This window comes from Providencia hangzhouensis, assembly GCF_029193595.2.
Taxonomy (GTDB): Bacteria; Pseudomonadota; Gammaproteobacteria; order Enterobacterales; family Enterobacteriaceae; genus Providencia; species Providencia hangzhouensis.
In genome coordinates, this window is the sequence record NZ_CP135052.1 from 986,208 (window position 1) to 1,005,797 (window position 19,590).

Annotated in this window: 18 protein-coding genes; 14 read left to right on the forward strand and 4 right to left on the reverse strand. The window is 39.9% G+C overall.

What is annotated here, in order from left to right; translation table 11 throughout:
* Positions 1-46 precede the first annotated feature (46 nt).
* Positions 47-919: an MBL fold metallo-hydrolase gene (locus PZ638_RS04295; RefSeq protein WP_094962046.1), complete on the reverse strand. Its 873-nt coding sequence runs from the start codon at positions 917-919 to the stop codon at positions 47-49.
* A 130-nt stretch (positions 920-1,049) separates the two neighbouring features.
* Between PZ638_RS04295 and PZ638_RS04300 the strand changes: the two genes are divergently transcribed.
* Positions 1,050-1,970: a LysR family transcriptional regulator gene (locus PZ638_RS04300; protein ID WP_206277922.1), complete on the forward strand. Its 921-nt coding sequence runs from the start codon at positions 1,050-1,052 to the stop codon at positions 1,968-1,970.
* Here PZ638_RS04300 and PZ638_RS04305 read toward each other — a convergent pair.
* Complete coding sequence (locus tag PZ638_RS04305; protein ID WP_094962044.1) at positions 1,944-2,879, reverse strand: LysR family transcriptional regulator; 936 nt, start codon at positions 2,877-2,879, stop codon at positions 1,944-1,946. The genes PZ638_RS04300 and PZ638_RS04305 overlap by 27 nt on opposite strands.
* A gap of 126 nt (positions 2,880-3,005) precedes the next feature.
* Here PZ638_RS04305 and lysA point away from each other — a divergent pair, with 126 nt between their 5' ends.
* The 4 genes from lysA (at position 3,006) to PZ638_RS04325 (ending at position 7,020) form a co-directional block, all read left to right on the forward strand.
* Positions 3,006-4,265: a diaminopimelate decarboxylase gene (lysA, locus tag PZ638_RS04310; protein ID WP_004264731.1), complete on the forward strand. Its 1,260-nt coding sequence runs from the start codon at positions 3,006-3,008 to the stop codon at positions 4,263-4,265.
* A 171-nt stretch (positions 4,266-4,436) separates the two neighbouring features.
* Positions 4,437-5,072, forward strand: a complete 636-nt coding sequence (locus tag PZ638_RS04315) for a sel1 repeat family protein (RefSeq protein ID WP_228677140.1) — start codon at positions 4,437-4,439, stop codon at positions 5,070-5,072.
* A 21-nt stretch (positions 5,073-5,093) separates the two neighbouring features.
* Positions 5,094-6,179, forward strand: a complete 1,086-nt coding sequence (locus tag PZ638_RS04320) for a hypothetical protein (protein WP_272674216.1) — start codon at positions 5,094-5,096, stop codon at positions 6,177-6,179.
* A 145-nt stretch (positions 6,180-6,324) separates the two neighbouring features.
* Positions 6,325-7,020 carry a hypothetical protein gene (locus PZ638_RS04325; protein ID WP_004264740.1) on the forward strand — a complete coding sequence of 232 codons (696 nt, stop codon included), beginning with the start codon at positions 6,325-6,327 and terminating at the stop codon, positions 7,018-7,020.
* A gap of 89 nt (positions 7,021-7,109) precedes the next feature.
* On the opposite strand, the gene fadE is transcribed toward PZ638_RS04325, so the two are convergent.
* On the reverse strand, positions 7,110-9,575 hold the full coding sequence (fadE, locus tag PZ638_RS04330) for an acyl-CoA dehydrogenase FadE (RefSeq protein ID WP_110592317.1): 2,466 nt from the start codon (positions 9,573-9,575) through the stop codon (positions 7,110-7,112).
* 390 nt (positions 9,576-9,965) lie between these two features.
* Between fadE and lpcA the strand changes: the two genes are divergently transcribed.
* Both lpcA and PZ638_RS04340 read left to right on the forward strand, forming a co-directional pair.
* Positions 9,966-10,544, forward strand: coding sequence for a D-sedoheptulose 7-phosphate isomerase (gene lpcA, locus PZ638_RS04335; RefSeq protein WP_004264745.1), 579 nt, complete (start codon positions 9,966-9,968; stop codon positions 10,542-10,544).
* A gap of 26 nt (positions 10,545-10,570) precedes the next feature.
* On the forward strand, positions 10,571-11,338 hold the full coding sequence (locus tag PZ638_RS04340) for a class II glutamine amidotransferase (protein ID WP_004264748.1): 768 nt from the start codon (positions 10,571-10,573) through the stop codon (positions 11,336-11,338).
* Here the strand turns inward: PZ638_RS04340 and PZ638_RS04345 are convergent.
* On the reverse strand, positions 11,309-12,046 hold the full coding sequence (locus tag PZ638_RS04345; protein WP_004264751.1) for a L,D-transpeptidase family protein: 738 nt from the start codon (positions 12,044-12,046) through the stop codon (positions 11,309-11,311). The genes PZ638_RS04340 and PZ638_RS04345 overlap by 30 nt on opposite strands.
* A 416-nt stretch (positions 12,047-12,462) precedes the next feature.
* Here PZ638_RS04345 and PZ638_RS04350 point away from each other — a divergent pair, with 416 nt between their 5' ends.
* From PZ638_RS04350 to PZ638_RS04380, 7 genes are all read left to right on the forward strand, one after another.
* A complete protein-coding gene (locus PZ638_RS04350) occupies positions 12,463-13,806 on the forward strand; it encodes a Na(+)-translocating NADH-quinone reductase subunit A (RefSeq protein WP_004264753.1) in 1,344 nt (447 codons plus the stop codon).
* Between the two features lie 4 nt (positions 13,807-13,810).
* The gene (locus PZ638_RS04355; protein ID WP_004264756.1) at positions 13,811-15,049 is read left to right on the forward strand and encodes an NADH:ubiquinone reductase (Na(+)-transporting) subunit B; all 1,239 of its coding nucleotides are present in this window, start codon (positions 13,811-13,813) and stop codon (positions 15,047-15,049) included.
* Positions 15,042-15,836 carry a Na(+)-translocating NADH-quinone reductase subunit C gene (locus PZ638_RS04360; RefSeq protein ID WP_110592315.1) on the forward strand — a complete coding sequence of 265 codons (795 nt, stop codon included), beginning with the start codon at positions 15,042-15,044 and terminating at the stop codon, positions 15,834-15,836. The genes PZ638_RS04355 and PZ638_RS04360 overlap by 8 nt, the downstream gene beginning before the upstream one ends.
* Complete coding sequence (locus PZ638_RS04365) at positions 15,829-16,458, forward strand: NADH:ubiquinone reductase (Na(+)-transporting) subunit D (protein ID WP_004264762.1); 630 nt, start codon at positions 15,829-15,831, stop codon at positions 16,456-16,458. Before PZ638_RS04360 ends, PZ638_RS04365 begins: the two co-directional genes overlap by 8 nt.
* 4 nt (positions 16,459-16,462) lie before the next feature.
* Positions 16,463-17,059, forward strand: a complete 597-nt coding sequence (gene nqrE / locus PZ638_RS04370; RefSeq protein WP_004264764.1) for an NADH:ubiquinone reductase (Na(+)-transporting) subunit E — start codon at positions 16,463-16,465, stop codon at positions 17,057-17,059.
* 15 nt (positions 17,060-17,074) lie between these two features.
* Positions 17,075-18,301 carry an NADH:ubiquinone reductase (Na(+)-transporting) subunit F gene (nqrF, locus tag PZ638_RS04375; protein WP_004264766.1) on the forward strand — a complete coding sequence of 409 codons (1,227 nt, stop codon included), beginning with the start codon at positions 17,075-17,077 and terminating at the stop codon, positions 18,299-18,301.
* 240 nt (positions 18,302-18,541) lie between these two features.
* Positions 18,542-19,573, forward strand: a complete 1,032-nt coding sequence (locus tag PZ638_RS04380; RefSeq protein WP_036958908.1) for an FAD:protein FMN transferase — start codon at positions 18,542-18,544, stop codon at positions 19,571-19,573.
* Positions 19,574-19,590: the final 17 nt, after the last annotated feature.

Consider the following 19,590-nt stretch of genomic DNA (forward strand, 5'->3'; position numbering starts at 1 on the left):
TACGGGACATACCGCGCAACTGGCTGAAATAGTGAATATTACTTAATTACTGAGGCCATTTCATTTCGCCTTTAATGACTTTTGCACTAAGTTCTAAGCTTGATTTATCATCTAATTGTGGATACTTCGCTGCAACTTTTTGGATGAGCTCACCTGAGTTTTTACTTGTTTTATATGCACTTTCAAAGTCCTGTAAATATTTTTGAGTGAAAGAAACCGTCGTTACATCTAATTTAGACGCCCCCGTAAAGTGGCCGGGAACAACGGTTGCTGGGTTCAGAGCTTTGATGTCTTTTAATGTTTGCAGCCAATTTTTGCGTGACTCTTCTGTTTGGGTATCCGCTACCCAAACATGAATATTGTCAGAAACAATAACGCCACCCACAACGGCTTTTAATGATGGAACCCAGAGATAAGTTCTATCTGGTGACACGCCATCAAGGCCTTTAATTTCAAGTTTTTCGCCATCAACGGTGAAGTAGTCTCCTTTAATCACTTCAGGGACGATAACATGGGCAGGGGCTTCATCTTTTAATACACCGCCCCAGTAAGCCAGCTTGCCATCTTTAGTGGCTTTAATGGCTTCAACTGTGTTTGCTGTTGCGATCACTTTAGCCTCTGGGAAGGCGTTTGTTAGGGTATCTAGCCCAAAATAGTAGTCTGGGTCAGAATGGCTAATGTAAATCGTAGTTAATTTTTTATTGAGTTTTTTAATCTTATCAACCAATTGTTGTGCATCATTTTTTTGAAATTGTGCATCAATCAACACCACTTCACTTGAACCGCTAATTATTTCAGAGGAAACTGGAAATACGCTGTTATTTCCAGGGTTATAAACATCTAGTGTGAGTGTTTCAGCTTGGGCCAGATTTATCGTTGTGGCAAATAGCGCGGTTGCCGCTAATAAGGTCAATTTCATGTTGTATCCTAAAATGAAGTTATACAGAAAAGTTTGTTTTGCATGTCGTGTATACTAAATTGCAATGATGAGATGAAAAACCCCATAATTAGGTGTTGTTTGTTGCATAATTCGGTCAAATGAGAATGGTATGGATAGATTAAAAGCGGCTGAGGTATTTATTACTATCGTTGAACAAGGCAGCCTAAGTGGAGCCGCAGAAAAACTGGATATGTCTAGAGCGATGGTGACACGCTATTTGTCAGAAATGGAGCAATGGGCGGGAGTACGTTTATTAAATCGCACCACACGGAAATTAAGTCTAACTTCAGCAGGGGAAGGGGTATATCAACAATCTTTGCAACTTAATGCTATTTCCCAAATGGTGCCTGTGCAGCAAGAGCTTGATGCAAAAGCATTATCTGGTTTAGTGCGTATTAGTTGTTCACAATCAATCGCCCAAAGTGCGCTTTCTGTGGCTATTTCTGAGTTTATGAAGCTCTACCCGAATATGGCTATTGATATGCAAATATCGAATAAATCGGTAAATTTGATAGAAGAACGAATTGATTTGGCAATCCGTATCACGAATCAATTGGAACCGAGTTTAATCGCAAAATCCTTGTCAACTTGCCATTCTGTCATTTGTGCTTCACCTGACTTTTTAAAAGGAAAAAAACAGCCTGAAAAGCCAGAGGATTTAGTTTTGCTTGATTGCTTAACCTACAATTTTTTTGGTCGTAGCTTATGGGTATTTGAAAAAGCAGGCATGCAGCATAGAGTGTTAGTTGATGGGCGCTTAAGTGCTAACGAATCCGTATTTCTCGCTGAAGCAGCATTGCAGGGGGCGGGTATCTCTATGCAACCTTATTATTCAGTTGCTAATCATTTGGCTTCGGGTGAGTTAGTTCAGTTATTACCTGAATATACTCCAATGCCACTAGGTATTTACGCTGTGTATACTAGCCGCCAAAAAATGCCAACCGCCCTGAGGGTGGTGATTGATTATCTCGCTAATTGGTTTGAAACTTCACCTCATTGGCAGTTATTGATGCAACAGCGCGGAAGTTAGCTGAGTTTTTATTTGATTAAAGTTATCCTCTAAATGTTGAGTAAAAATATTGGTCAATTGTGATGAAGGGCGGTGAATTGGCCTTATTAAACTAACAGTAAAAGGAATCGAAAAACTGAGTGGGCGTAGAGCTAACTTCCCAGCTGATTGTTGATGGAAATCTAATGCAGTTAACGGGTTAACAATAGAAACTCCAATCCCTTTTAGTGCCATAGCGCAAATGGATGATGCCGAATGCGTTTCCATGACCATTTTTCGTTCGACGTGGTGTTCCGCAAAGGTTGAGTCAATCAACTGACGGTAGCTGTCAGTTAATGACAGGCTAATAAAACGTTGGCCTTGAAAATCGCTGGGTGTTAACACTTCTTTTTGGGTTAAAGGGTGGCTCGCCGGTAAGACACACACTTCATTTAAACTTCCTAGTGTTTGTTGTTCAGTTCCTGGTGGCATTTGTAGATGCTCTGTTAAGCCGAAATCGTAACGTTGGGCTGACAACCATTCCTCTAATACAGGGGACTCTTGTGGGATCACCGTGATGCTGACATCAGGGTAATTTTCCATAAACGATTGGCAAACCTGAGGTAATAAAGATTGGGCGAAAGCAGGTAGACAGGTTATCGATATTTGCGCATGTTCGAAACGCCGGATGGTTTCCGCTGAATTTTTAATGCGTTCTAAACCATAATAGGAGCGTTCAACCTCTTCAAGAAACCGTAAACCTTGTGCAGTAGGTTGTAACCGCCCTTTGACTCTATCGAATAACTTAAACTGTAAAAGGTATTCTAAGCGAGCAAGTTCACGGCTGATAGTGGGTTGTGAAGTGTTCAGCAGCGCAGCGGCTTCCGTCAGGTTGGGGGTGGTCATCACCGCACGGAATATTTCGATGTGCCGCCATGAAATGGCTTGCATAAAAAGTCCTTAAATAAAGTCTATATCAAATATGAATAGATTTTAGCAAAATAGATATTTTTTTTCCCGTATTATTCTTTGAATAATAGCTTTTAATATAATAAAAACTTGCAAACGAGAAAGACAATGACTTCATTCGCAACGACAACAAGCCAATATTTAACCCCTGAGTATTTACGCGCATTACCTGAGCAGTATGGTAGCCCTGTTTGGGTTTATGATAGCGCGGTGATCATTGAGCGTATCAAGCAATTACAAGTTTTTGATACCGTGCGCTTTGCACAAAAAGCGTGCTCGAATATTCATATCCTTCGCTTAATGAAACAACAAGGCGTTAAAGTCGATTCCGTTTCCTTAGGGGAAATTGAACGTGCGCTGGTGGCAGGATTCCAGCCCGGGCGTGAAAACTCAGAAATCGTCTTTACAGCAGATGTGCTCGATAGGGCGACATTAGCGAAAGTGACTGAGTTAGATATCCCTGTGAATGCAGGCTCGATTGATATGCTTGAACAAATTGGCGAGCAAAAAGCTGGCCATCCTGTTTGGCTGCGTATCAACCCTGGTTTTGGTCACGGTCATAGCCAAAAAACTAATACTGGCGGCGAAAATAGTAAGCACGGTATTTGGCATGAAGACTTATCTTTAGCGTTAGAAAAAATTCGCCATTACAATTTGTCATTGGTTGGTATTCATATGCATATTGGTTCTGGGGTTGACTATCAACATCTTGCCGATGTGTGTGATTCTATGGTGGCGCTAGTCACAACCGCAGGGGTTGACCTTCATGCCATTTCAGCAGGTGGTGGGTTATCAACCCCTTATCGTGAAGGTGATGAATTAATCGATGTGCAGCATTATTACAGCTTATGGGATAACGCTCGCCAACGTATCGAACAACACTTAGGGCACAAAATTGAACTTGAAATAGAACCTGGCCGATATTTGGTTGCGGAATCAGGCGTATTGTTAGCTGAAGTGCGAGCCGTTAAAGATATGGGTAGCCGCCACTATGTGCTTGTAGACAGTGGTTTTAATGACCTAATGCGCCCAGCGATGTATGGCAGCTATCACCATATTTCAGTATTACCCACGGATGGACGTAATGTTGATGGGGCTCAACTAAAAGACACTATTGTCGCTGGCCCTCTGTGTGAATCAGGAGATGTATTTACCCAGTTAGAGGGCGGTTTAGTGGTAACCCGCGCTTTACCCGAGGTGAAAGTTGGCGATTTTCTGGTTTTTCATGACACTGGCGCTTATGGTGCATCCATGTCTTCAAACTACAATAGCCGCCCATTATTACCCGAAGTGATGTTTGTGAATGGCAAACCACAATTGATTCGCCGTCGCCAAACGATAGAGGAATTATTGGCGTTGGAGTTGTAATTTAAATAATTCCTCAAAAAATTAATGGGTCCAGCTATTAAATAAATGGCTGGATTTTTTTGTTTTTAATTAAGGTTAAAACTACTCTTTTAGGTTATTTACAATACTTTTTTATATGTAAAAATAAATTTATTTTCTTCTAATGATTGATTTTATTTAAATGAGAATAATATGAAATTGATGATTTTTATACTTGGCTTAGCCTTTTTAGAGTGTAAAGCTAATGATTTTAAAAGAGATATCATTATGCCATCATATAGGATGTTATCATTTAATTATGATAGTAAGTATTTAATATATGAACCATCTATTAGTGATGAGTACCCACCACCAAGAAATGAAAAAGATTTCTTTTTGTTAGTTGAAAAGGCTGCATCAGGAGATTCAAATAGTAATTTATTATTATTTAAATTATTCCTTAAGGATTCTAATTGCAAGTATTTTGATTTTAAACCGTCGATACCTAATTTCATCTGCAAAAAAGCTGTTAATTACTTAATTGAATCAGTTAATATAAATCCTGATAATAATATGGCGTTATTTGAAATGAGTAAACTTTATCATAAAGGGGTTGTATTGAATGAAAATGAAAATAAAGCAAATCTAATTCTAGATGAAATAATAAAAAAAGGAGGGAGAGATTCTGTATTAGTCTGTGATTACTTAGTTGAAATTACTCTTTTTGATGATGATGGAAATATAAAAAATATTGATAAATCTAGATATTATGCAGATATTGGTGCTAAAAATGGTAGCGAAAAATGTAAAAAATATCTCAATGATATAGATAACTATATGAGAAATTAATAGAGATAAAAGGAGGGATGTATGGATGTTAAAGAATATATACCAGAACATTATTTACAAAGCGTAAATGAAGGTGATAGTCGATTGTTTGAATTAGATGATAATGGTTTCTCTAGCTATGGAGGACCTAGCTTTACTATATTTGTTTCTCCGCCAGATAGCCAATATATAGATGTTGTAGGTGATAATACAAATATAGGGGATTCTTCTTTTGGTCATATATTTATTGGCCTTAAAGGCATAAATCCGGAAAGTAACCAATTTGAAAGCGTATCTATAGGTTTTAGTGCTGGTAATAGTTTTTTGACCAATACGGATAATATTTCATTCGATGATCATAATAAGTATTCAGAAGCATCATCTTTGACAATTGTGGGACAAGGACCTGTGTTTGATAATGATTTAAATAATTTATTTAAGACATATAATTCAATCAAAAATAATTCGGATGGTAATGAAAATTATAACTTGATATCAAATAATTGTATTGACTTCGTGAGTGAGTTTCTTGAGAAGTCTGGTGTCAATGGTATTAAATTAGCAGGAACACCGAAGAAAAACTTAAAGAAAATAAAGGAAATAGCAAAGGACTATAAAACACCTTTAATTATTGACTTAAATAATAATGGAGTGGAAACTTTATCATATGATTTTGGTGTGCTATTTAAATTTAATGGAGAGCTAAAAAAAACCGGATGGGTTTCTCCCAGTGATGCATTATTGGTGATGGATAAAAATAGTGATGGAATTATTAATGATTCTAGTGAGTTATTTGGGGGTGATTATCTGAAAGAAAATGGTTGTTTTGCATTAAATGGCTTTGATGGCTTAATGGATTTTGATAGCAATAATGATGGATTTGTTAGTAATGATGATTTTTACTGGGAATATCTTAAGTTATGGCGAGATAAAAACAGTGATGGTAAAACGCAGTCTGAAGAATTATTAGGTTTGAGTAAGGCCGGTATTTCATCAATAAGCTTAAATTATTCATTTTCTGATTATGTGGATGGAAATAGTAATCAACATAAATTAATATCAGAGGTAACTTGGATTGATGGAAAAAAACAGATATTGTTGATGTGTGGTTTAAACAAAAAGATATAGCTCATCCTGAAAATCAACTAGCAGAGTTGATTTCATTATTTAATAGTGAGTCATCTATAAGCTTAAATAATGTATTAATGACTACAATGAAAAATACACTACCATTTTTAAAATCAAATAACGATCGCGTATTTAATGGGTTAATATGAAATGGTTATTGGTTGTGTTAGTTTTTATTCTCAGTGGATATGATTCATATTCATATAGTGAAAATTTTTTACAAAGTAGTGACGTGAAACCTCCGTCGTATAGGATGCTTGCTTTTTCTACTAATAATATGAAGCATGAAGAAGAGAAAAATTTTTTTCAGGCCATGACACCAATTGAGACAGCAGAGAAATTTTATCTACTCAAAAATAAAGTAGATGAAGGTGACGCCAAAACCCATTATCTTTTATTTTTATTATATTTTGATGATTCGACCTGTTCTGAAAAAAGTCTAGTCAATTTAAAGCGAATTGCAGATGAAAATTGTTTAATTGGTTTAGAATATTTAAATAAAGCTGTAATGATTGATCCTAATTTTCAGCTGGGTTTATACCGATTAGCTTACTTTAATAACCACGGAGTTGGTGTGGAGATTGATTTAGAGCAGTCAATAAAATATTGGGAAAGGTTGATAGAAACTAAAGGTTATTACCGTCTATTAGCGTTAGAGGCCGCCTCTGAAATCTATTTTTATGAATTTGGAAAAATAGACAAAGCAAAAGAGTATCTAACAATTTGTGCAAATGAAGGTGGGGAGATTTGTCAATTTAAGCTAGGTGACTGGGATAATAAAATTAAATTACGACCTTATATATTAGAGGCTAAACAACGAGCAAACTCCCCGAGTACGTAGAAAATTGATGTATAATTTGCACTAATAAAAAACTCAAGGGGCGAATAACTCCTTGAGTTTTTTTATTACTTAATAAACTTAATAATTAATTAAGCCGCTTTCTTTTTCTTACTAGTTTCTTCATTTGAAGGTTCATCTGGTGACTTTTTTGTCGGAAGTACACCCAAATCATCAAACTCAAACTCATCGACGTTAATCGTCCGTAACCGGCTTGCTTCTGCTTTACGCAAGATATCAGCTTCTTCTTGCGTAATTACGTTTTCAGGAAGTAGTTGGTCAGCAAGCTTATCTAAGCGAGTAAAGCTGAGCTTACGCTCTTTTAAGCGGCAAATACGTTCGAAAATAGGTTCAGCGGCAATGATATCCAGCAAGGCTTGGTTAACTAAGCCATGAGGGTTGTTTTCCGTAGGTGTTAAATACTGCCCACGGCCCAATCTGTCGCGTGTTTCTGATGGCTCCATCAGAATTTGAGCCAGTTTATGGTCTAGTCGGTCTGATGGTGTCGACATCGCACGGCCAGTAGGGAACAGTGTGATGCGCATGATCCCGGCAACCAATTTGTTAGGGAAGTTTTTCAGGAGGTCATCCATCGCTTTTTCTGATTGATATAAACAATCTTCAACCGCCCATTTCACTAATGGTAAGTCTGCTTTCTGGCGACCTTCATCTTCATAACGTTTTAAGGTTGCAGATGCGAGATACAAGTGGCTTAAAATATCCCCTAAACGAGCAGAGATACGTTCACGGCGTTTCAAGCTACCGCCTAACACACCCATGGCAACATCGGATAGCAATGCTAAGTTGGCACTTTGGCGGTTTAGCATTTGATAGTAACGACGTGTTTCATCTTTGGTTGGTGCATGACTTCCACGGCCATTGGTTAAACCAAGCCAGAAGCTACGGAATTGGTTACTAACCACATGTCCAATATGCCCAAATACGGCTTTATCGAATTTATGTAAGTTATTGTCCTGCGCTGCGGCCATTTCTTCTAATACAAAAGGATGGCAACGGATAGCGCCTTGACCGAAGATGATCATACTGCGGGTTAGGATATTTGCCCCTTCAACTGTAATGGCGATAGGTGCGCCTTGATAGGCTCTGGCAACAAAGTTTGAATCCCCAAGACAGATTCCTTTACCACCCGTAATATCCATGGCATCAATAATGGCGCGCTGGCCACGGTGTGTACAATGGTATTTAACAATAGCAGACAGAACGGCAGGTTTCTCACCTAACATAATCCCAGAGGTAATGAGAGTTGCAGCTGCATCCATTAGATAGGTATTACCCGCGATGCGCGCTAGCGGCTCTTCAATACCTTCCATTTTACCAATGGGTAATTTGAATTGGCGACGAATATAAGAGTAAGCTCCTGTCGCGATAGCGATACTCTTCAAGCTACCTGTTGAGTTCGATGGCAATGTAATGCCACGACCCACTGAAAGGCACTCAACCAACATTCTCCAACCTTGGCCAGCCATTTTTGGCCCACCAATAATGTAATCGATTGGAACAAAAATATCTTTTCCACGTGTAGGACCATTCATAAATGGAATATTTAGTGGGAAGTGGCGGTGACCAATTTCAACACCTGGGGTATTAGTTGGAATTAACGCACAGGTGATACCAAGGTTTTTCTCGCCACCTAAGAGTTTATCAGGGTCTGAAAGTTTGAATGCGAGACCTAGTACAGTGGCAATTGGTGCTAAGGTAATATAGCGTTTGTTCCATGTTAAACGCATTCCTAATACTTGCTCACCTTGCCATTCTCCCATACAAACGACACCTGAATCTGGGATTGCACCAGCATCTGAGCCTGCTTCAGGGCTCGTTAATGCAAAACATGGAATTTCTTCACCCGTCGCTAAGCCCGGTAAATAGCGTTGTTTTTGTTCGTCAGTCCCATAATGCTGTAGTAGTTCGCCAGGGCCTAATGAATTTGGAACACCAACAGTGATAGCAAGAATACCGGATACGCCAGCGAGTTTTTGTAGAACTTGAGACTGTGCATAAGCAGAAAACTCAAGGCCACCATATTCTTTTTTGATGATCATAGCGAAGAAACGGTGATCACGTAGGTATTGCCACACTTCAGGAGGAAGATCCGCAAGTTCATGGCTAACTTCGAAGTCATTGACCATACCACAAACAGTTTCAACGGGCCCATCCATAAAAGCCTGTTCTTCAGCGGTTAATTGCGGTTTTGGGTAGTTATGCAGTTTATTCCAATCTGGAGCACCACGGAAAAGGTCACCTTCCCACCACGTTGTTCCAGCGTCAATGGCTTCTTTTTCTGTACTTGACATTGGCGGCATGACTTTTTGGAACATTTTCATCGCGCGAATAGAGAAAAGCGATTGACGTACGGGAGTGAAGACAAAAGGAAATAAAACCAAGGCAACTGGCAGTAACATCCAGTAGCTCCAAATATTGATGACCCCCATAACCGCGGTATAGGCCAATAATAATATTGAGCTAAAAACTAAAGAGGTTTTGTGGTAACAAAGTACGCCGATTAAGGCGAGAAATAACACAATGCTGAGAAGGATCATAGTTAAGCTCCTGTCCACTTGTAAGAGGTCTGACCTGTTTGTTGCTTTAATCTATACCTATTAATAAAGGATTAGCAATGTATTTACATCTTAATTACAACTTAGCTCACAAAAACGTCATATAAAGGAAATTATCGTAGTAATTAGTCTTATTTGTTTTATGAAAAGTCAGGTTATTGGTTATGAGATACGGTGAATTTTGTCGATAGGGTCATGACAGCACAATCAAAAGTAGAAACAAAATTATCCCTGTGCAACAATCTGACTATTAAAGATTAATTACTGATATCTATCTGAGTTTTGCCATGGAACGCCATTTTTCTTTTAGGATAATTTGGATGTAAATTAATCGTAATTTCTGTAACGTATTCTTAATTAAGAGGAAATCTCATGTATCAAGACTTAATCCGCGGCGAGCTGACTGAAGCGGCCGAGACGTTATCGAATTTCCTTAGCGATGATGCCAATATTAATGCTATCCAACAGGCTGCCGTTCTACTTGCTGACTCTTTTAAAGCAGGTGGCAAAGTATTATCTTGTGGTAATGGGGGCTCTCACTGTGATGCAATGCATTTTGCTGAAGAATTAACTGGGCGTTATCGCGAAAACCGCCCAGGTTATCCTGCGATTGCTATTTCAGATGTGAGTCATTTATCTTGTGTGAGTAATGACTTCGGCTATGAGTATGTTTTTTCGCGCTTTATCGAAGCTGTTGGCATGAAAGGTGATGTTTTACTCGGAATTTCTACCTCAGGTAATTCAGGAAACATTATTAAAGCGATTGCCGCTGCGCGTGAAAAAGGTATGAAAGTCATCACGCTAACAGGTAAAGATGGCGGGAAAATGGCTGGAACCGCGGATATTGAAATTCGTGTTCCACACTTTGGGTATGCCGACCGTATCCAAGAAATTCATATTAAAGTTATTCATATCTTAATTCAGTTAATCGAAAAAGAGATGGTGAAGTAACGTTATTATTGATCAGGAGCTTTTAAATGTGCGAGTTACTTGGCATGAGTGCCAATGTTCCAACCGATATTTCGTTTAGCCTAAGTGGGTTAATTTCCCGAGGGGGCCAAACAGGCCCACATAAAGATGGTTGGGGAATTACCTTTTATGAGGGGCTCGGGTGTCGCACATTTAAAGATCCTCAACCCAGTTTTTTATCACCTGTCGCTCGTTTTGTGCAGGAATACCCGATTAAATCAGAAAGTGTTGTTGCGCATATTCGCCAAGCAAATCGGGGGGATGTGTCGTTAGCAAATACTCACCCCTTTACTCGTGAGCTATGGGGACGTAATTGGACTTATGCACATAATGGGCAATTAAAGGGGTATCGTACACTGAAAACTGGACGTTATTGCCCAATAGGTGAAACTGATAGCGAATGGGCATTTTGTTGGATACTTCATCAACTCAGTGAAAAATACCCACGCAGGCCATCGAATTGGAAAAGCGTGTTCCGTTTTATTGCGACATTAGCTGACCAATTACGTCATAAAGGGGTATTTAATATGTTGCTGTCTGATGGGCAATATATGATGGCCTTTAGCTCGACGAATTTACATTGGTTAACGCGTAAGGCACCGTTTGGTAAAGCAAAATTACTTGACCAAGATATTGAAATCGATTTTGAGCAGTGCACGACCCCCACTGATGTGGTCTCTGTTATCGCAACGCAACCACTAACGGGTAACGAAAACTGGCAGCGAATTGACCCTGGTAATTTCGTCTTATTCTATCTTGGTGAGCGCATATTGTGATTTAGACCCTAACAATTTTGTTGGGGTATCAGCTTGGTCAATAACCGCATATTTACCTAAAGCGACCGACACCTCGGCAGGCCTTCCTGTGCGGTTGAAATACTCGTAAGCGGGTTGTAGCTGCTTCCAGAAGGCATAATGGCTGGAATTACGGTAGCGCAGCATATTTTCATTTGTCATTTTAAATGGGTAAATGCTGACATTAATGACCGACTGTCCGCTGAGTAAGGCCGTTTCTACTGTTTGGTAAATCTCACCCATATATTTATCGGTCATGGCATAACATCCCACCGAAACGCAACTGCCGTGGATCATAAGATAGCTACCGCTATAGCCTTGCGCTTTATCAAACTCATTAGGAAAACCAATATTGATAGATCGGTAATACCGACTATTAGGATTGAGCTGTTCCGCTGTAATTTGATAAAATCCTTCTGGACTTTTCAGGTCGCCTTCAATTTTTTTGGGACCTAGCCCTCCTGAAAACTTACAAATTGGGTAAGTTTTCGACAGTTTATATTTTCCTGATGGTGTTTTTTGGTAGAGTTCTAATAAACCTTCTTGCTTAAATATTTGAATAAAAATGGATGAGTTTGAGCTATCCGATACGTTATTATTAAGTAGAAATGAATAGTTACTTGCCTGAATAGCAGGAGAATATATGAGTACAAATAAAAAAATTGCACTAAAAAATTTACTTAATTTCATATTTAAGCCATATCAAGAAAATGTTTTTGAACAAAAAGAGTACATATTTTATGCATTCTAGACGAGTAAATCGAAAATTAATATAGTTTGTTAATAGTTTTTAAATGAACCTTTATTGTGTAAATAATAAACAATGATCGATAAATATGAGCTTAAATATCGATAATACCGAATTGTTAACAGAAAAATTTAAATATTAATGCAATTTGCTTGAACTATGTCACTTCTATAGCCGGACATAGAGAGTGGGAACTGATAAAATTGTGGGTGGCAGAAGATAAAATTTAGTAACAATTATGTGAGAATACCTGCTTAAGTGATGACGATTACTTGAGCTATTTTTTATTTAATGAGTCGCTATCATTCATTGCTGAATCGTTAGCTTAGGGTTTAACTGATAAACTTGTGCAGATCTTATGATTAAAATTAAAAAAGGCCTCAACCTTCCTATCGCAGGTGAGCCAGCCCAAGTGATAGAAGACGGCCCGAAAATTCAACACGTAGCTGTGCTAGGTGAGGAATATGTCGGAATGCGTCCTTCGATGCTGGTTAAAGAAGGTGAGCGTGTAGTTAAAGGACAGGTTCTTTTTGAAGATAAAAAGAACCCAGGGGTTTTATTTACAAGCCCAGCCTGCGGTAAAATTGTTGCTATTCATCGTGGTGAGCGTCGTGTGCTTCAATCTGTTGTCATCGAAATTGATGGTGATGAACAAGAAACATTTGCAGCTTATACTCGTGATGAGCTATCAACATTAACGCAACAACAAGTCGAAGATAACTTGATCAAATCGGGTCTGTGGACATCTTTAAGAACGCGTCCATTTAGCCGTTCACCACAACCGGGTTCTTCACCTATCGCTATTTTTGTCACTGCAATGGATACTAACCCACTTGCAGCGGATCCTGTTTTAATTATTAAAGAGCAAGAACAAGCATTTAACGATGGGCTTTTGGTTCTAAGTCGTTTAACAGAAGGTAAAATCCATGTGTGTCATGGAGAGGGAGACTTACCGAAGAATACGGCACATAACCAAATTTCTTATACTCAGTTTGCAGGGCCGCATCCTGCTGGTTTAGCGGGAACTCATATTCATTTCTTAGAACCTGTGAGTATTAAGAAAAAAGTTTGGAGCCTTAATTACCAAGACGTTATTGCTATTGGTAAGCTATTTGTTACGGGTCACCTATACACAGACCGCGTGATTTCATTAGCAGGGCCACAAGTTGAAAAACCTCGTCTTCTGCGTACTCGCCTAGGTGCTGATTTATATGAATTAACACAAGGTCAGCTTAAAGCGGGTGAAAATCGTATTATTTCCGGTTCAGTCCTTTGGGGCGTGACATGCGATGATACCCATCACTATCTTGGTCGTTTTCATAATCAAGTCTCAGTGTTAGCCGAAGGTCGCAATAAAGAGTTATTTGGCTGGATTATGCCTGGTGTTAATAAATTTACGATTACTCGTACCACAATCGGGCATTTCCTGAAAAATAAACGTTTTAATTTTACAACGACAATGAACGGTGGCGAGCGTTCGATGGTGCCAATTGGTAACTACGAGCGAGTCATGCCTCTCGATATCATGGTCACTCATTTATTGCGCGATCTCCTTGCTGGAGACACTGACTCATCACAAGAATTGGGCTGTTTAGAGTTGGACGAAGAAGATTTAGGTTTATGTACCTACGTTTGCCCAGCGAAATATGAATATGGTCCGGTGCTACGCGATGTTCTGACCAAGATTGAGCTAGAAGGGTGATTCCATGGGTCTGAAAAATTTATTTGAAAAGTATGAGCACCATTTTGAGCCCGGTGGAAAGCTAGAAAAATACTATGCGTTATTTGAAGCAGTTTCGACTGTTTTTTACACGCCGGGTACGGTAACAAAAGGGCGTTCTCATGTCAGGGATACTATTGACCTGAAACGTATGATGATATTGGTGTGGCTAGCGGTTTTCCCAGCTATGTTCTGGGGAATGTATAACGTTGGTAACCAAGCCATCCCAGCTTTGCATCAATTATATAGCGGGGCTGAATTACAGCAAGTTCTAGCTAGTGATTGGCATTATAGCTTAGCGCAGTTTTTAGGCGCATCACTTTCGATGGATGCGGGATGGGGAAGTAAAATGCTGCTGGGTGCAGTGTATTTCCTTCCTATTTATGCAGTCGTTTTCTTAGTCGGTGGTTTCTGGGAAGTGTTATTCGCCATGATCCGCGGCCATGAAATAAACGAAGGCTTCTTTATTACCTCGATTCTATTTGCCTTAATTGTGCCGCCAACCATTCCTTTATGGCAGGCTGCATTAGGTATCACGTTCGGGGTTGTTATTGCGAAAGAAATTTTTGGCGGTACTGGGCGTAACTTCTTAAACCCGGCATTGGCTGGACGTGCTTTCTTATTCTTTGCTTATCCTGCTCAAATATCAGGTGACTTAGTTTGGACCGCTGCAGATGGCTTCTCTGGTGCAACACCATTATCACAATGGGCAACAGGTGGTGAGCATGCGCTAATGAACACAGTGACTCATGAGCCTATTACTTGGATGCAAGCCTTTTTAGGTAATATGCCAGGTTCAATTGGTGAAGTGTCAACTCTGATGCTGTTTATTGGTGGGGCTCTTATCATGTTCTTCCGTATCGCATCATGGCGCATTGTTGCTGGTGTGATGGTTGGTATGATTGCAATGTCCTACCTATTCAACGCGATTGGCTCTGATACCAACCCGTTATTTGCTATGCCATGGTGGTGGCACATGGTACTCGGTGGCTTCGCATTCGGTATGATTTTTATGGCGACAGACCCAGTATCAGCTTCATTCACAGACAAAGGTAAATGGGCGTACGGCATTCTGATCGGTGTAATGTGTGTTCTTATCAGGGTTGTTAACCCAGCTTATCCAGAAGGGATGATGCTGGCGATCCTATTCGCCAACCTGTTTGCTCCTCTGTTTGACTATCTGGTCGTTCAAGCAAATATTAAGCGGAGAAAAGCTCGTGGCTAATGAAAAACCAATTAATAACGATAGCGTCGGCAGAACATTTCTAGTTGTTTTTATTCTTTGTCTAGTGTGCTCTATTGTCGTCGCAGGTGCTGCCGTTGGTTTAAAACCACAGCAGCAAGAACAGATTCAGTTAGATACTCAACGTAACATTTTAAGTGTTGCTGGGTTGCTACAGCCTAAAATGACCGCTGAGGAAGTTCAAAATGTGTATAAGGATCGCATCGAACCTAAACTTTTGAATTTTAAAACTAATGAATTATCTGATAGCACTAGCCGTTATGACTTAAATAGCGAGCTACGCAGCGAAGAAACGAGTATTGCACTCTCTCCTGCAGAGGATATTGCAAAAATCCGCCGTCGTGCCAATAGCGCTGAAATCTATTTGGTTAAAGATGAAGCAGGAAAAGTATCACAAATTATTTTACCTGTTTACGGTTCTGGTTTGTGGTCTGTCATGTATGCCTTTATTGCGGTAGATGTAGATGGTGTTACCTCTCGTGGTATTACTTACTACGCACATGGTGAAACACCAGGGCTGGGTGGTGAGGTTGATAACCCTCAGTGGAAAGCACAATGGCCAGGTAAAAAGCTGTTCAATGAACAGGGGGTTCCGGCAATTAAAATCGTGCGCGGTGGTGCTACAGATAACCCATACGGTATCGACGGCCTTTCAGGTGCGACTCTAACATCGAACGGGATCCAACATATGTTTGATTTCTGGTTAGGGGATAACGGTTTTGGTCCGTTCCTGAAAAAAGTACGTGAAGGAGCGCTGAATAATGGCTGATTCAAAAGAAGTAAAACGCGTCCTACTTGGGCCGCTATTTGATAACAACCCAATTGCTTTACAGGTATTAGGGGTTTGTTCTGCACTTGCAGTGACAACGAAGTTAGAAACCGCGCTCGTTATGACGATTGCTGTAACCTTAGTAACGGCTTTTTCTAACTTCTTTATCTCACTCATCAGGAACTATATTCCGAGTAGTGTGCGTATTATTGTTCAAATGGCGATTATTGCGTCTTTAGTTATTGTCGTTGACCAAATTTTACGTGCATACGCTTATGAAATATCAAAACAACTTTCTGTATTTGTTGGCTTGATTATTACTAACTGTATCGTCATGGGACGTGCTGAAGCTTACGCAATGAAAGCACCACCAATTGAAAGCTTCATGGACGGTATTGGTAACGGCCTTGGTTATGGTGTGATCCTTGTTTTAGTCGGTTTTTTCCGTGAGTTATTTGGTTCCGGCAAATTGTTTGGTATCACAGTTTTTGAATCACTACAAACCGGTGGTTGGTACATGCCAAATGGCTTGTTCCTCCTCGCGCCAAGTGCATTCTTTATCATTGGTATGCTGATTTGGGGACTACGTACTCTGAAACCAGCTCAGGTAGAGAAGGACTAATCACATGGAACACTATATTAGCCTATTTGTTAAAGCCATTTTTATTGAAAATATGGCATTAGCGTTTTTCTTGGGAATGTGTACTTTCCTTGCGGTGTCGAAGAATGTAAAAACCGCTTTTGGGCTGGGTATCGCTGTAACGGTAGTTCTGGGGATCTCTGTCCCAGCCAATAACTTAGTATACAACTTGGTGTTACGTGATGGTGCGATTGCCGAAGGTATCGATTTATCCTTCTTGAACTTCATCACTTTTATCGGTGTTATTGCCGCGTTAGTTCAGATTCTTGAAATGATTTTAGACCGCTACTTCCCGTCACTGTATAACGCGTTAGGTATCTTTTTGCCATTGATTACCGTTAACTGTGCCATTTTCGGTGGTGTTTCTTTCATGGCTCAGCGTGATTATAACTTTAGCGAATCGATTGTGTATGGGTTCGGTTCGGGGATCGGCTGGATGCTCGCAATCGTATTGCTGGCGGCTATCCGTGAGAAGATGAAGTACTCAGATATTCCATCGGGTCTAAAAGGGTTAGGTATCACCTTTGTGACAACCGGTTTAATGGCATTGGGCTTTATGTCCTTCTCCGGTGTGCAGCTATAAAGGCGAGAAGAATTCATGGAAATTATTATTTTAGGTGTCGTGATGTTTACCCTGATTGTCTTGGTGCTGACAGGTTTAATCCTGTTTGCTAAATCCAAGCTAGTCAATACAGGGAACATCAAAGTTGAAGTTAATGGCGATCCAGACAAAAGTTTTGAAGCTCCGGCGGGCGACAAACTGTTAGGCATGCTATCAAACCAAGGTATTTTTGTTTCATCAGCATGTGGCGGCGGTGGCTCTTGTGGTCAGTGCCGTGTGAAAATCAAAGAAGGCGGTGGTGATATTCTGCCAACTGAGCTTTCACACATCAACAAACGTGAAGCAAAAGAAGGCTGCCGATTAGCGTGTCAGGTCAACGTTAAGCAAGATTTAAAAATTGAGCTTCCAGAAGAAATTTTTGGTGTGAAAAAATGGGAGTGTGAAGTTATTTCTAATGATAACAAAGCCACTTTCATTAAAGAGCTTAAACTGAAAATTCCAGAAGGAGAGGTAGTTCCTTTCCGTGCGGGTGGTTTTATTCAGATTGAATGTCCGGCACATGTTGTCAAATACGAAGATTTTGATGTACCAGAAGAGTACCGCGAAGATTGGGATAAATTTAACCTGTTCCGTTATGTGTCTGAGGTTAAAGAGCCAACTGTTCGCGCCTATTCGATGGCAAACTACCCGGAAGAGTATGGCATTATCATGCTAAACGTGCGTATTGCTACGCCACCACCTCGTAATCCAGATGTCCCACCGGGGATCATGTCTTCTTATATTTGGTCATTAAAGCCAGGGGATAAAGTCACTATTTCTGGGCCGTTTGGTGAATTTTTTGCTAAAGAAACGGAAGCAGAAATGGTGTTTATCGGTGGTGGTGCGGGAATGGCGCCAATGCGTTCTCACATATTTGACCAACTGCGTCGTTTGGATTCTAAACGTAAGATCAGTTTCTGGTATGGTGCGCGTTCAGTCCGTGAAATGTTCTACACTGAAGATTTTGACCAACTTGCCGCAGAACATGAGAACTTTACATGGCATGTCGCGCTTTCAGACCCTATGCCTGAAGATAATTGGGATGGTTATACAGGTTTCATCCATAATGTCTTATATGAAAACTACTTAAAAGACCATCCAGCGCCAGAAGATTGTGAGTTCTATATGTGTGGACCTCCAATGATGAATGCTGCTGTGATTAAAATGTTGAAAGACCTCGGTGTTGAAGATGAAAATATCCTGTTGGATGACTTCGGTGGTTAAGCAACTTAGCTGATTTTATTAGACTTATCAAAGTCAGTAGACAGTAACACTTTAAAGAGGGAAAATATTTTCCCTCTTTGTGATTTTAGTAAATCTATTAAGTGCTAATTAGTTAGCGCTTAATAGGTAGATTTATAATTATTTTGACTGGAACATTCTCTGCATGGGTGACGATGTAAAGTGTGTTAATAGTCTGGGCGGCCTTAACAAAATGCGCTCATGATTGACGCGGAGAAAATTATGCTAAGTAAAAGAATTTATACCCCAATACTGCTATTTGTTGCAGCTCTGTTTCTTACTGCCTGTGGTGGACCTGAACAACAGAATCTTCAGGGGCAAACGATGGGGACGTACTATTCGGTTAAATATGTTACAGATTCTTCGGAGCCAAAGCCTGAAGTCATTCAAGCCGAAATAGATAAACGTTTGGAAGAAGTTAACGACCAAATGTCAACATATCGCCCAGATTCAGAATTAAGTCGTTTTAATCAATTTAAAGAAGTGAATACGCCGTTCCCAGTTTCTGCAGCAACCGCAACTGTGGTTAAAAAAGCCATTGAAATTAATAAGCTTACTAATGGTTCATTAGATGTAACGGTTGGGCCTTTAGTTAATTTATGGGGTTTTGGCCCTGAAGGAAGAGTGACTAAAGCGCCTTCTGATGAAGAGTTGGCTAAGCGTAGAGCCTGGACTGGTATCGAGAAACTCTCGGTTCAGGATAATAACCTAATTAAAACGATCCCTGAGCTGTACGTCGACCTTTCCTCAATTGCTAAAGGTTATGGTGTTGACGTTGTTGCTGAATATTTAGAATCATTGGATATCAATAATTATATGGTTGATATTGGTGGTGAAGTGCGTACGAAAGGAACAAATGGTAAAGAAGTACCATGGCGTATTGCAATAGAAAAACCTGTCGCGGATGGGGTAAGCCAAACAGCACAAGAGATTATTGAACCAGGTGACCGTTCTATCGCTACATCAGGAGATTACCGTAATTATTTCGAGCAAGATGGTGTTCGTTTTTCTCATACCATTGACCCAAAAACAGGCAAGCCAATCACTCATAATTTAGTTTCTATTACGGTGATTGCAGAAAATTGCATGAGTGCTGATGGCCTATCTACGGGGCTAAATGTTTTAGGGCCTGAAGTTGGCTTTGATTTAGCTGAAAAAATGAATATTCCTGTTTTTATGATTGTTAAGACAGATAAAGGTTTTGAAGAGCGTTATACTAAGGCATTCGAACCATTTTTAACTAAAAAACAGTAGTTTTGGGAGGATAAAAG

Excerpts from the sequence above, each read along its gene's own strand:
- lpcA (WP_004264745.1), top strand. The coding sequence starts at position 9,966 with ATGTATCAAGACTTAATCCGCGGCGAGCTGACTGAAGCGGCCGAGACG.
- PZ638_RS04300 (WP_206277922.1), top strand. The coding sequence starts at position 1,050 with ATGGATAGATTAAAAGCGGCTGAGGTATTTATTACTATCGTTGAACAA.
- fadE (WP_110592317.1), bottom strand. The coding sequence starts at position 9,575 with ATGATCCTTCTCAGCATTGTGTTATTTCTCGCCTTAATCGGCGTACTT.
- PZ638_RS04325 (WP_004264740.1), top strand. The coding sequence starts at position 6,325 with ATGAAATGGTTATTGGTTGTGTTAGTTTTTATTCTCAGTGGATATGAT.
- nqrF (WP_004264766.1), top strand. The coding sequence starts at position 17,075 with ATGGAAATTATTATTTTAGGTGTCGTGATGTTTACCCTGATTGTCTTG.
- PZ638_RS04320 (WP_272674216.1), top strand. The coding sequence starts at position 5,094 with ATGGATGTTAAAGAATATATACCAGAACATTATTTACAAAGCGTAAAT.
- lysA (WP_004264731.1), top strand. The coding sequence starts at position 3,006 with ATGACTTCATTCGCAACGACAACAAGCCAATATTTAACCCCTGAGTAT.
- PZ638_RS04305 (WP_094962044.1), bottom strand. The coding sequence starts at position 2,879 with ATGCAAGCCATTTCATGGCGGCACATCGAAATATTCCGTGCGGTGATG.
- PZ638_RS04345 (WP_004264751.1), bottom strand. The coding sequence starts at position 12,046 with ATGAAATTAAGTAAATTTTTTAGTGCAATTTTTTTATTTGTACTCATA.
- PZ638_RS04380 (WP_036958908.1), top strand. The coding sequence starts at position 18,542 with ATGCTAAGTAAAAGAATTTATACCCCAATACTGCTATTTGTTGCAGCT.
- PZ638_RS04315 (WP_228677140.1), top strand. The coding sequence starts at position 4,437 with ATGAAATTGATGATTTTTATACTTGGCTTAGCCTTTTTAGAGTGTAAA.
- PZ638_RS04355 (WP_004264756.1), top strand. The coding sequence starts at position 13,811 with ATGGGTCTGAAAAATTTATTTGAAAAGTATGAGCACCATTTTGAGCCC.
- PZ638_RS04340 (WP_004264748.1), top strand. The coding sequence starts at position 10,571 with ATGTGCGAGTTACTTGGCATGAGTGCCAATGTTCCAACCGATATTTCG.
- PZ638_RS04365 (WP_004264762.1), top strand. The coding sequence starts at position 15,829 with ATGGCTGATTCAAAAGAAGTAAAACGCGTCCTACTTGGGCCGCTATTT.
- nqrE (WP_004264764.1), top strand. The coding sequence starts at position 16,463 with ATGGAACACTATATTAGCCTATTTGTTAAAGCCATTTTTATTGAAAAT.
- PZ638_RS04295 (WP_094962046.1), bottom strand. The coding sequence starts at position 919 with ATGAAATTGACCTTATTAGCGGCAACCGCGCTATTTGCCACAACGATA.
- PZ638_RS04350 (WP_004264753.1), top strand. The coding sequence starts at position 12,463 with ATGATTAAAATTAAAAAAGGCCTCAACCTTCCTATCGCAGGTGAGCCA.